Annotated in this window: 10 protein-coding genes; 8 read left to right on the top strand and 2 right to left on the bottom strand. The window is 59.5% G+C overall.

Annotation, left to right across the window (positions count from 1 at the left end):
• Window positions 1-3 precede the first annotated feature (3 nt).
• The 4 genes from NTD84_RS24730 (at window position 4) to NTD84_RS24715 (ending at window position 5496) form a co-directional block, all read left to right on the top strand.
• Window positions 4-879 (top strand): endonuclease/exonuclease/phosphatase family protein, encoded by an 876-nt coding sequence (locus tag NTD84_RS24730; protein ID WP_262171064.1) that lies wholly within the window; start codon window positions 4-6, stop codon window positions 877-879.
• Window positions 880-2919 carry a GGDEF domain-containing protein gene (locus tag NTD84_RS24725; protein WP_262171061.1) on the top strand — a complete coding sequence of 680 codons (2040 nt, stop codon included), beginning with the start codon at window positions 880-882 and terminating at the stop codon, window positions 2917-2919.
• Between the two features lie 104 nt (window positions 2920-3023).
• Window positions 3024-3806: an N-acetylmuramoyl-L-alanine amidase gene (locus NTD84_RS24720; RefSeq protein WP_262171058.1), complete on the top strand. Its 783-nt coding sequence runs from the start codon at window positions 3024-3026 to the stop codon at window positions 3804-3806.
• A 76-nt stretch (window positions 3807-3882) separates the two neighbouring features.
• The gene (locus NTD84_RS24715; RefSeq protein WP_262171055.1) at window positions 3883-5496 is read left to right on the top strand and encodes an EAL domain-containing protein; all 1614 of its coding nucleotides are present in this window, start codon (window positions 3883-3885) and stop codon (window positions 5494-5496) included.
• Between the two features lie 6 nt (window positions 5497-5502).
• Here the strand turns inward: NTD84_RS24715 and NTD84_RS24710 are convergent, their stop codons facing one another.
• Window positions 5503-7293: a KinB sensor domain-containing domain gene (locus NTD84_RS24710; protein WP_262171053.1), complete on the bottom strand. Its 1791-nt coding sequence runs from the start codon at window positions 7291-7293 to the stop codon at window positions 5503-5505.
• A gap of 10 nt (window positions 7294-7303) precedes the next feature.
• Window positions 7304-8650: a sigma-54-dependent response regulator transcription factor AlgB gene (algB, locus tag NTD84_RS24705; RefSeq protein WP_084317523.1), complete on the bottom strand. Its 1347-nt coding sequence runs from the start codon at window positions 8648-8650 to the stop codon at window positions 7304-7306.
• Between the two features lie 434 nt (window positions 8651-9084).
• Here algB and NTD84_RS24700 point away from each other — a divergent pair, with 434 nt between their 5' ends.
• The 4 genes from NTD84_RS24700 to gltP all read left to right on the top strand — a co-directional run bounded on the left by NTD84_RS24700 (window position 9085) and on the right by gltP (window position 12132).
• The gene (locus tag NTD84_RS24700) at window positions 9085-9372 is read left to right on the top strand and encodes a hypothetical protein (protein ID WP_262171049.1); all 288 of its coding nucleotides are present in this window, start codon (window positions 9085-9087) and stop codon (window positions 9370-9372) included.
• A gap of 81 nt (window positions 9373-9453) precedes the next feature.
• Complete coding sequence (locus NTD84_RS24695) at window positions 9454-9618, top strand: DUF1328 domain-containing protein (protein ID WP_003177151.1); 165 nt, start codon at window positions 9454-9456, stop codon at window positions 9616-9618.
• 2 nt (window positions 9619-9620) lie between these two features.
• Window positions 9621-10085, top strand: a complete 465-nt coding sequence (locus tag NTD84_RS24690; protein WP_262171047.1) for an inhibitor of vertebrate lysozyme family protein — start codon at window positions 9621-9623, stop codon at window positions 10083-10085.
• 715 nt (window positions 10086-10800) lie between these two features.
• Window positions 10801-12132: a glutamate/aspartate:proton symporter GltP gene (gltP, locus tag NTD84_RS24685; protein ID WP_262171044.1), complete on the top strand. Its 1332-nt coding sequence runs from the start codon at window positions 10801-10803 to the stop codon at window positions 12130-12132.
• Window positions 12133-12262: the final 130 nt, after the last annotated feature.

The raw sequence follows: 12262 nt of genomic DNA, 5'->3' as shown, positions 1-12262 counted from the left end.
GCCATGCGCCGCTGGGGAACCGATCGCGTCGTTGGCCTGCATGATCCGCGGGTCAATGAACATCACCTGGAATCCACGGGGCTGCCCGCAGACAGCCGTCTGCGATTGCTCAGCTTCAACATCCAGGTCGGCATCAGTACCGCGCGGTACCGGCACTACCTGACACGGAGCTGGCAACACCTGTTGCCGCACACCGGACGTGCCGACAATCTGCAGAAGATCGGCAACCTGCTGGGCGACTTCGATCTGGTCGCCCTGCAGGAAGCCGATGGCGGCAGCCTGAGGTCGGGCTACGTCAACCAGGTGGAACACCTGGCCCAGCTCGGCGCCTTCCCCTACTGGTATCAACAACTCAATCGCAACCTCGGTCGCCTCGGCCAGCACAGCAATGGCGTGCTCAGCCGCCTGCGCCCCTGGGCGATTGAAGATCATCCGCTGCCGGGGCCCAAGGGTCGCGGGGCGATCCTGGTGCGCTTCGGTGAAGGTCCGGACGCACTGGTGGTGGTCATGATGCATCTGGCGCTGGGCTCCCGCGCCCGGAGCATGCAACTGGCTTACATCCGCGAGTTGATCGGCAACTACAAGCATCAGGTGCTGATGGGCGACATGAACACTCACGCCAGCGACCTGCTGCAAAACTCTCCGTTGCGCGACCTCGGCCTGCTGGCGCCGCAACTGGAAGCGACGTTCCCCAGCTGGCGCCCGCAGCGCTGCCTGGACCACATTTTGCTGAGCCCGACCCTGACGCTGGAAAAGGTCGAAGTGTTGGCACACCCCATTTCCGATCACCTGCCGGTCGCGGTAGAGATTCGTCTGCCAGGTTCGCTCACGGCCGATGCATTGCCCGCGTTGAGTCCTGCCCCCTCGCGGAACCCATGAATGAGCGACGACGCACAGCGCTGGAAAGAGAAATACCTCAAAAGCATCGAACAACAGGAAAAGCTCGAACGTCGCTGGGAGGCCAGGCTCGACTTGCTGCGGCGCGGACTGGTGCGCAGCACCCTGGCGGCCGAGGGCACCGACCGCGCCGTTGACCAGTGCATGAAAGAAATGCGCGAAGTCATCCGCACCAATGAAATGGATGCGGGGCTGGCAGCGTTGCTCCCAAGGCTGGAAAAAGCCGTGCTCGACTCTGAGCAGCGCCGCGAAACCCGGGTCAATCAGACCAGTGCGGCGCTGACCGCGCTGGTGGCGCAACTGCAAACCCTGCCGTTGCCGCGAGAAGTCAGCCGGCCACTCAAGAACTTCGCCAAAACCCTGGATGGACGCGTCAGCCAGGCGCGCGAGATCCCGTTGCTGCTCAGCGAACTCAGCGGGCTGCAAGGCAAAGCCTTGAGTCAGTTGGAGAGCCCCGCGGAATCCGGTCGCCCAGGTTTGTTGCAGCGTTTGTTTGGCAGCCGAGAGGTGGAGGAATCTCCACAGCCCGCGGCGCACCCGGAGGCGCAGGTGCCCGCCCCGGTGCCTGCCGAAGCGGCGGCGGCGGTATTTCCCGAGCCGTCACCAGCGACCGTCGAACCCGTGCCCGTCGTCGACGAGCCACGTATAACGTCTTCACTCGACCAACCTGTCGAGCCCGTGCCGCCGGAGGTTGAAGCACCTGTAACGCCGCCACCCGCTGAAGTCGTGACTTTTGTCCCCCCCGTTCATGAGCCTCAGCTTGAGCCCCCTGCGGAAGCAGCACACGGTGAGCAACCGACACCCGCTACCGCGATGGCTCCGGCACAACCGCCAATCAACCCGGATGAGCTGATCCCGACGGTATTCCTCGACCGCCTGCCCCTGCCCTCCGCCATGGCCCAGGCATTGTCCGCCATCGATCCGGACCAACCTGAACACGATATTCTCTATGCCCTGCCCGATTCGCCGGAGCCTTCCTACAGCTCCGTCGCCAAGCATATCGAAGACACCCTGCTGGGCCTGCTGGACGACCTGTCGCTACCCGAGCGGCATCGCCCGCAAGCCGAAGCCATGCGCGAGCGCCTGCAAAACGGGTTGAACTGGTACGAACTGCTGCCCATTCTCGATGATCTGGCCACCTTGATGCTGGCGATCAATGACAGCGGCCAGCATGAATTCGAAGTCTACCTGCAGCAGCTCAATGAACGCCTGGAGTCGTTCCAGAGCAATCTGCAAGCCGCCAGTGACGGCCATGCGGACAACCGCTCGGCCGCGCTTGAACTGGATACACACATCCGCGAGCAGGTCGACGGCTTGCAGAACAGCATGCAGCAAGCGGCGGACCTCGACGACCTCAAGCACGTCCTCGAAAACCACCTCGAGGGCCTGCTCGGAACCATGGATCAATACCAGCAGCAGCGCGACAAGCGTGAGCAGGAAGTCGCGGCCCGTCTCAAAGGTCTGGCTGAACGCGTGGCGCATATGGAACAGGAAGCCCAAGGCTATCGCGAGCATCTCGAAGAGCAGCGCCAGAAAGCCTTGATCGACCCGTTGACCGGCCTACCCAACCGGGCGGCCTGGAGCGAACGGCTCGATCACGAGATGAGCGAATGGCAGCGGCACGGCAACACCCTGTTGCTGGCCATGCTCGACCTCGATCACTTCAAGCGCATCAACGACAACTACGGTCACCTGGCGGGTGACAAGGTGCTGAAGATCATCGCCAACGTGTTGCGCAAACGCCTGCGGGGAACCGATTTCGTCGCCCGGTTCGGCGGTGAAGAGTTTGTCCTGCTGATGCCCGATACCGTGCCGGCGGCAGGAGCGAAATTGCTGGAAAACCTGCGCGCGTCGATCGAGGCCTGTCCGTTCCACTTCAAGAGCGAGCCGGTGACCATCACCGTTTCCATAGGGATGACCGCGTTCAGGCCCGGCGAACACAGCGACCTGGTGCTCAAAAGGGCCGATCAGGCGCTGTACCGCGCCAAAAACGCTGGCCGAAATCGCATCGAGCCTGGCTGACCGTCAATTGTTCCATTTTGTTTTAAATGCGCCCGTTCGCCGTCGTGGCGCAAGGCAGTACGTTACACTGTTGCATTACTGTCTTGCGCGTATCCTCTTCTGCCATGAAATGTCTTGCTCTCATCGTGTCGCTAATTCTGTTGGCCGGTTGCACCAGCGGCCCCAGATTCGACACCAGCCACCCTTCCGCCAATCACGACAGCCGCATTCAGTTCGTGGTGGTGCACTACACTTCCGCCTCGCTGGAACGTTCGCTGCAATTGCTGACCCATGGCGAAGTCAGCAGCCATTACCTGATCGGCGACGACAAAAACGCCACGATCTATAAGTTGATGGATGAAAGCCTGCGCGCCTGGCATGCCGGAGAAAGTGAATGGCAGGGCCGGACCTGGCTGAACTCCAGTTCAATCGGCATCGAAATCGTCAATCCAGGATTCAAGGACGCCCCGAACGGCGGGCGTCTGTGGATTCCCTACAGCGAGGCTCAGATCCAGTCGTTGATCGTCCTGCTCAAAGACATCAGCAAGCGCTACGCCATCAACCCCCGCAGCATCATTGGCCATAGCGACATCGCACCGCTGCGCAAGGTCGATCCGGGGCCGCTGTTTCCCTGGAAGCGCCTGGCGGCCGAAGGCCTTGGTATCTGGCCGAACGAACAGGCTGTTGCACGCCAGCAAGCACAGTTTGAAGTAGAACTGCCGAGTATCAGCTGGTTTCAAGGCCAGTTGGCCCGCCTCGGCTATGCCACACCGCAAACCGGTGAACTGGATGTCGCGACCCGTCACGTGATCGCAGCCTTTCAGATGCACTTCCGGCCTTCACGCTTCGACGGCATGCCGGACGCGCAAACGGCAGCGCTGCTTCAAGTATTGAATCAGACAAAATAATGACGCCCGCCCGACGGTAAGGGCTTTTTCTCAATCAGCAGCTATAACTCATTGGTAATTCTTCGGATATTCCAATATGCCTGCTGCTCGAGAGACGTTTCGTAGCTGGTTCTATCGCCCTTTGTTTTTGGCGATGCTGGCTGCTGCCTTGAGCAGTGCTGTGTTGTTGGCGCTCAGCCTGTTCGTGGCCATTCATCAGGTCGAGCAAAATGAAAGCCTGGAAATGAACGCCCAGGGCGAGCGCTTTCTTGCGCGCCTGGAGCAGTTGTTCGGGCAGCTGCGCGAGAGCCTCGATGATCTGGAGGCGCAGCCGCTGCGAACCTGCGACGCCGAAATGATCGCCACGTTGCAGCAGGTGACCTTCAATTACCGTTTCGTCTACGAAGCCGCGTATATGGACGCCTCGCGGATCTGCTCCAACCGTCCGCGCCAGGAGGGATTGTCGCTGGCACGCGCACCGGACATCAGGGACCCCACCTACAGTTACTGGCTCAACACCACCACCGAACCGGATGAAAACCGCGCCGCGCTTATGCTCGGACGTGGCAACTTCCGCGTCGCGACCTCTCGCGGCCATTTGACCGACATGGTCGACCTGTCGCCGGGCAGCAGCCTCCTGGTGATACTCGACCGCGGCACGCGCGCGATTCCTGTGCTGGGCTCCGCGCAAGTCTGGCCGCCAACCGAGCCTTGGCCACCGAAAAGCACCGATGCGCTGCAAGTAACCCCGACGCGCTTGATTTATCGCATGGCCACCAAGAGCCCTGAATACCAATTGGTGTTGATCTCCCCGCGCAACGGCAGACAAGTGCCCAACACCTGGTGGTGGCTGATACCGGGCAGTCTGGCGCTGGGGTGTCTGGTGGGCTTCATGGTGTTTCTGCTGGTGCGCCAGCGACAGTCACTGGATGCAGAATTGGCTGGCGCGATCCGCCGCGGCGAGTTGCAGGTGCTGTATCAACCAATCTTCGACCTCGACAGCCGCAACTGTGTCGGGGCCGAAGCCTTGTTGCGCTGGCGCAGGCCGGACGGGACTCTGACCAGCCCCGACCTGTTCATTCCGATGGCGGAGAACACCGGGCAGATACGCCAGATGACCGACTTCGTCCTGCAACGTCTGCTGGAACAACTTGGTCATCTGCTGCGCGCCAATCCGCAGCTTTATATCTCGGTCAACCTGGCGGCCTGCGATGTGATGGTGCCCCGGATCGGCCAGGTGATGGCTCGATTACTGACCTTGCACCGAGTGGCGGCGCGACAGATCGCTTTTGAGGTCACCGAGCGCGGACTGGTCGATGTGGTGGTGGCGCGGGAAAACCTCCAGGCCTTGCGCGACGTCGGGCATCAGGTGTTGATCGACGACTTTGGCACCGGCTATTGCAGCCTCGCCTATCTGCAAACCTTGCCGGTGGATTGTCTGAAAATCGACAAGGCGTTTATCGATGCGCTAGGACATGACGCGGCCAGCAGCGGCGTCGCGCCGCACATCATTCACATGGCTCAGTCGCTGCATCTCAAGGTGATTGCCGAGGGCATCGAACATGAAGCCCAGGCAGTATTCCTGAGCAGTGAAGGTGTGAAGTTCGGGCAGGGCTGGTTGTTCGCCCATGCGTTGAGCGCCGTGCAGCTCATCGAACTGATCACCCGCGGTCGGCGCCTCGCGGTCCGACGCCTGGATGACGAAGCGTAAACACGCTTAAACCGCCAGCGCCATATAGAACTGTGTGCCCTGCCCCGGCCGCGAATAAACGCCCATCCGCCCACCGTGCAACTGTACGATTTCCTTGCACAGTGCCAGGCCCAGCCCCGCGCCGCCCTTCTTGCGCCCGACCTGGACGAAAGGCTCGAAGATCCGCCCTTGCTGACCATAGGCAATGCCTTCGCCGTTGTCCTCGACGCTGATAATCACCCGTTCGCCATGGCGCCGGGCCTGCAAGCGGATCTGGCCACCCGCGTTGGTATGGCGCAACGCGTTGTCGATCAGGTTATCAAGCACCCGGTCCAGCTGCGGCTGGTCAGCCTGCAGCCATGGCAGCGGGCCCTGCACTTCCACCAACAAATCGATGCCCTTCTCCTGCGCCGAATCGGCAAACCGCGACCGGGCCTGCTCCAGCAGCTCCTCGATAGAGAACGGCGCCAGCGTGAGTTTCTGCAAGCCATTCTGGTAGCGCGAGAAATTCAGCAGGTCGTTGATCAACTGCATCAAGCGCTGCATTTCTTCATTCACGGTGTCCAGCAGATCCGCTTCCCGCGAGTCGGCAGGAAAATGCGCGCGCTCACGGAACAGGCCGAACGCCATGTGCATCCCGGTGACCGGCGTGCGCAACTCATGGGACGCGCGCAAGACAAACTCGCTGCGCACCCGCTCGAACGCGCGCTGCTCGGTGACGTCATGCAACACCATCACTGCGCCGAGGATATGCCCTTGGGTATGGCTGACCGGTGTCAGGCTGTACGTCAGCAGCCGCGACTCGCCATCGACCTCGATACTCAGGTCTTCAGGGGCCCGCTCCAGCGTGCCGCCGCGCAACACCAGTTGCAGCTGTTGATCCAGCTCCGGACGCTCGAGGGCCGAGCCCAGCCCTTGGCCGAGACGGTCGCTGTCCCAGCCCAATTGGCGCTGCGCCACCGGGTTGAGGTGTTCCAGATGGCCTTCGCGGTCGATCATCAACAGGCCATCGTCGATACCGTCGAGTACCGCTTGCAACCTCTGCTGACCTGCGAGCAGCTCGTCGATGTTGGTGGCCTGATGTTCACGCAAGGCCTCGGCCATTATCCCGAAGCGCTTGGTCAACTGGTTCATCTCTACCGCCGAGGAAATCGGCAGGGTCACTTCGAAGTTGCCTTGGCCAATGTGGTCGGCGGCTTTGGCCAAGGCTTCGATCGGGGCACCGAAACGCCGTGCGATCGCATGGGCGGTCACGAAGCCGATAATCAACACCGCCAACCCGACCAGGCCGAGCAGACCGGCAATCAGCAAGGCCCGATCGCGAGCCTGGCGCTGGGTTTCATTGATGCTGTCCAGGGCGTGCTTATGCTCGGTGATCAGCCCGTTGCGCAACACGTTGAATTTTTCGGTGAGGTCTTCATTGCCACTCAGCACATGGGACGGATCACGGGACTGGTCCAGTGCCTGGAGAAAATTCAGGTAATCGTTCTTGGCCTGCAAGAAGCCATATTCGTGCTTCTCTCCCCCCTGATCATGGGCGATGCCTTCCTCCAGCAGTTCCAGGTAATGCTGCTTCGAGGCTTCAAATGCCACGGCATCGGTTTTGCCACCCAACATCAGAATCAATTGATCGCCCAGGGTCTGGCGCAATTTGAGCCCCAGGTCCAGGGTGACGAAGTTGTTGCGTACCAGCGCTTCCTGGGTTCCCGCCATCTGCATGACGCTAACCAGCCCGAGCAGCAGGCCGAGCAGCGCTACGGTGATCAGTGCGGAAATACTCAGGAAAAGCCGAGTACGCAACTTCATCGCCAGTTTCATCGGGCGGGACTCACAGGTTGTACTGCTTGCGTTTGCGATACAGCGTCGAAGCGTCAATACCCAGTGTCTTGGCGGCCTGGTCCAATGTGTCGGCGGTGGCCAGTACCGCGCCGATGTGCGCCTTCTCCAACTCGTCCAGACTCAGTGCCGCGCCGATCCGCGGCGCATTGTTGACCGGCGTCTCGGCCATGCCCAGGTGGCTGATCTCGACGCGCTCCTGTGGGCAGATGATGCTCGCCCGCTCCACCACGTTGCGCAGCTCACGGATGTTCCCCGGCCAGCGATAGCTCAGCAGCGCTTCACGGGCCTCATCGCTGAAGCCTCGTGCCGGACGCGCGTACTCCTTGACGAAGCGCGCCAGAAAGCGATCGGCCAGGTTCAGGATATCCTCCCGGCGTTCGCGCAACGGTGGCAGATGCAAGGTGATGACGTTCAGGCGATAGAGCAAGTCTTCACGGAAACGGCCGTCGCGCACCATGTCTTCAAGATTGAGGTTGGTGGCGGCGAGAATCCGCACATCGGCACGGCGGGTGACCGGGTCGCCGACGCGCTCATATTCCTTATCCTGGATGAAACGCAGCAACTTCGGCTGCAACGTCAGGGGAAAGTCGCCGATCTCGTCGAGAAACAGCGTGCCGCCGTCGGCCTGATTGACTCGACCGAGCGTGCTTTCGCTGGCGCCGGTGAACGCGCCACGGCTGTGACCGAACAGTTCGCTTTCCATCAGTTCCGCCGTCAGCGACGGGCAGTTGATGGTGACGCAGGATTTCTTCGCGCGCTTGCTCCAGCCGTGAATAGCTTGGGACAGTTCACCTTTACCGGTCCCGGATTCGCCCAGAATCAGGATGTTGGCATCGGTGCTGGCCACCTGACGGGCGGTTTCCAGCACCACTTTCATCGCCGGGCTATGGGAATCAAGACCGTCCTTGGGTTTGCGAACCTCCCCTTCCAGCGCTTCCAGACGGGCTGACAATTGCCGGACTTCCAGTTGCTTGGCGGTCGCCAGGCGCAACTGATCCGGACTGCACGGCTTGACCAGATAATCAGCCGCGCCTGCCTGAATCGCGTCCACCGCGGTATCCACGGCCGAATGAGCGGTGACGATCACCACACGCATCCACGGTGCCTGAATGCGCATTTGCGCCAGTACATCCAGGCCATTGTCCTCACCGAGGCGCAAATCCAGGAAGCACAGGTCGAAGACCTGACGTTGCAGCAGCGCATCAGCCTGAGCTGCGCTGTTGGCCGTGGCAACGCTGTAACCCTCGTCTTCGAGGCAATAACGGAACGTTCGCAGGATGGCGGACTCATCGTCCACCAGCAGAATGCGGCCTTGATGCTCGGTGGCTGATTCCATTTTCCTACGCTCCTTAAAGAATGATCTTGGTTAGTCCCGGAAAAATCGGGCAAGTTGCATGGTAGATTCTGGTCGATTTCGACTACATCAGGATAGCTATCTGTTAACCCTACGGCTAATTCGCTGATTTTGTTGTTTTTTTATCGGATGGCCGGTTTTCACGGGTTTTCCGACTTTCCTTCAGACATCTCCGCCCTACTCCCAATTCAAAAATTCTGAAAGTTCCTACGTGTTTATCGTGCATTACGCACGACACGAAAAGGTCCATCGTGCAGGATGCGTCCGACATGATTTTCGCCATCAAGTTATCTTATTGATTTTATTGGTTTTTTTTATCGAGAAAAGCTGGCATGCGGGCTGCAATAGTCTGTCTACCCAGGGCATTCAGACAGTTGCCCTCAACAAGATCACCACAATGTGGGAGGAGCTTCAGGATGAGTCGCCAACGTGCCGCCCAATTGCGTATCTCGCCACTGCATATCCAGCAAGGCCTGTTTGCTGTTCTGGCGCTTTTGATCACTTTGATCGGTGGCCAGCAGTTTCAGCGTTGGGAGCAGGGCCAGCAGCCAGAAGCGCCGCGCGTATCGATTCAACATCCGACGCAAACCCACTTCAGCGCCGTCAGTAGCAATTCCGTCGATAGCGCCCCAATGCGAATGATGGACGTCGACCAGGCTCAGCCTGTGAACGAGATGCCGCGTCAGGAACGTTGGGTGTTTTAAACACACGAACTTGGCGCGTTTGATGCGCCGGGACATGCACCACGAGCAACACCTCTAAATAGAAGCGTAAGGAGAATCACCATGTTGAGCTGGGCAATCACATTCTTGATCATTGCCATCATCGCTGCAGTATTGGGCTTCGGTGGTATCGCGGGCACCGCCACGGGTATCGCCAAGATTCTCTTTGTCGTGTTCCTGGTGATGTTCATTGCTTCGTTCTTCTTCGGCCGTCGCGGTCGAGGTTAAAGATGAACGTTTCACTAAAAACGTTGGCAGCCGCCCTGCTCCTGGGCGGCAGTGCCATCGCAGTGGCAGCCAATGACGGCCAGACGCGGGTCAACCAGCTGTTGAGTGCAGACCCGCAGTTCCACGACACCTGGCAAGGCGTGGTGAAGAAGGAAGAACGCCTGCCGGAATGGGTGATGAACCTGTCCGGTGACGCCGAGCAAATGAATGCCGTTGAAGAGGATGGCAACAAGTATCTGGTGGGGCCGCTGTGTGAAACGCACGACACATGCCTCAACAAACGCCTTATCGTGGCCGTCAGCTTCAACAAAAAGGATGCCTACGCCATGCTGGTCGAAGTGCCTGCGGGATTACCGGCTGACAAGTCGCCGACGCGACATGCCGATTACCGCTTCCTCGGCAAGCCTGATCAAGGCATGCAGGATCTGCTGATGGAACAGCTGAAAAAAGATCCGAACTGGTACTGAATCTGTCACAGGAAAGAAGCAGCCTTGCTTCTTTCCATTGCGCTACCTGAGGAAGGTAGGCGCATGACCAAGGGGTCGGGACGTTCTGCCTGTTTCAGGGGCGGAGTGACCTACGGGTACAGGGAGTGCCTGCGCAAGGGCCGGGTCAGGTAAAAAGCTGCGACGCAGGTTCGCCGTTCCCCAGGGTACGACGGACTTGCGAAGAGCTTATGCACGCAATGTGCGCGAGCAAAGTAATCCCACTCCGCGTCGCTTCATCATTCTCAATTGGCCTTGTCTTCTCTGGTAAATCCGTTTGCCAGGGTTTCCGCGTGACCGTACATCGAGAAAAAAGTCGCTGATTTTGCTGTGATTTCTTACCGATGAACGTCGGAATATTCTGAAATATCCCCTCCCCGCGAGTGATCAAAAAACAGCCAGCCGGCCCGAGAATGGCCGGTTCACGGCACCTATGCCTGCCGAAATGGCACATTCGAACCATTTGCGACGTCGCTTTCAGTCAAAAAACCTCATGCCGATTCGGCATAGGGTAGGCGTTTACGGCATTAGACGTCGCTTCCTTGCATCGGAATAGTTGCGCCTTTTTTCGCCTGCCAGAGAGCCATAACTACTCGCTCCGGGGCTCCTTATACGGGGGCAGATGCCTGCGACTTTTTCGCCACAAGCGATTCAGTTTTTGCATCTGCCTGAGTCAAACGCAAGTAAGGGTAAAGATATGAAGAAGGCAAAGCTTAGCCTCGCCTGGCAGATCCTCATCGGTCTGGTATTGGGGATTGCAATCGGTGCGCTGCTCAACCATTTCAGTGCCGAGAAGGCCTGGTGGATCAGCAATGTCCTGCAACCAGCAGGCGATATCTTTATCCGGCTGATCAAGATGATCGTGATCCCGATCGTGATCTCCTCGTTGATTGTCGGGATTGCAGGCGTTGGTGATGCGAAGAAACTGGGCAGCATCGGCCTGAAGACCATCATCTACTTCGAGATCGTTACTACGATCGCCATCGTCGTTGGCCTGGTGTTGGCCAACCTGTTCCACCCGGGCGCCGGCATCGACATGAGCACGCTCGGCACCGTCGATATTTCCAAGTACCAGGCGACCGCCGCCGAGGTGCAGCATGAACACGCGTTCATCGAAACCATCCTCAACCTGATCCCGTCGAACATCTTCGCAGCCATCGCTCGCGGCGAAATGCTGCCGATCATCTTCTTCTCGGTGTTGTTCGGCCTCGGGCTGTCCAGCCTCAAGCCAGAATTGCGCGACCCGCTGGTGACGATGTTCCAGGGCGTGTCGGAAAGCATGTTCAAGGTCACTCACATGATCATGAACTACGCCCCGATCGGCGTTTTCGCACTGATCGCGGTGACCGTGGCCAACTTCGGCTTCGCCTCCCTGCTGCCGCTGGCGAAACTGGTAATCCTGGTTTACGTCGCCATTGCCTTCTTCGCCTTCGTGGTGCTGGGCCTGATCGCTCGCCTGTTCGGTTTCTCGGTGATCAAGCTGATGCGCATCTTCAAGGACGAACTGGTGCTGGCCTACTCCACCGCTTCCTCCGAAACCGTGCTGCCGCGTGTCATCGAGAAGATGGAAGCCTACGGTGCTCCGAAAGCCATCTGCAGCTTCGTGGTGCCGACCGGCTACTCGTTCAACCTCGACGGGTCGACCTTGTACCAGAGCATCGCGGCGATCTTCATTGCCCAGCTCTACGGCATCGACCTGTCGATCAGCCAGCAATTGCTGCTGGTGCTGACCCTGATGGTCACCTCCAAAGGCATCGCCGGTGTACCGGGCGTCTCGTTCGTGGTGCTGCTGGCCACTTTGGGCAGCGTCGGTATTCCCCTGGAAGGCCTGGCGTTCATTGCTGGCGTCGATCGCATCATGGACATGGCGCGTACCGCCTTGAACGTGATCGGCAACGCCCTGGCCGTCCTGGTCATCGCGCGCTGGGAAGGCATGTACGACGATGCCAAGGGCCAGCGCTACTGGAACTCCCTGCCGCATTGGCGCAGCAAGGACAAATTGCCAGCGGGTGAAATCTCCCGCAACTAACACACCCCCTTGTAGGAGCCGGCTTGCTGGCAATTGTGACACCGCGGTGTGTCAGGCGAACCGCATTATCGTTCATCGCCAGCAAGCCGGTTCCTACAAATGTGTGGCGCCTGTACAAACCCCGGAGAAA

The sequence above is a fragment of the Pseudomonas sp. 14P_8.1_Bac3 genome (genome assembly GCF_025466085.1).
In the GTDB taxonomy this organism is placed as follows: Bacteria; Pseudomonadota; Gammaproteobacteria; order Pseudomonadales; family Pseudomonadaceae; genus Aquipseudomonas.
Note: the sequence above shows the minus strand (reverse complement) of the source record. Positions and strands in the feature narration are given on the sequence as shown.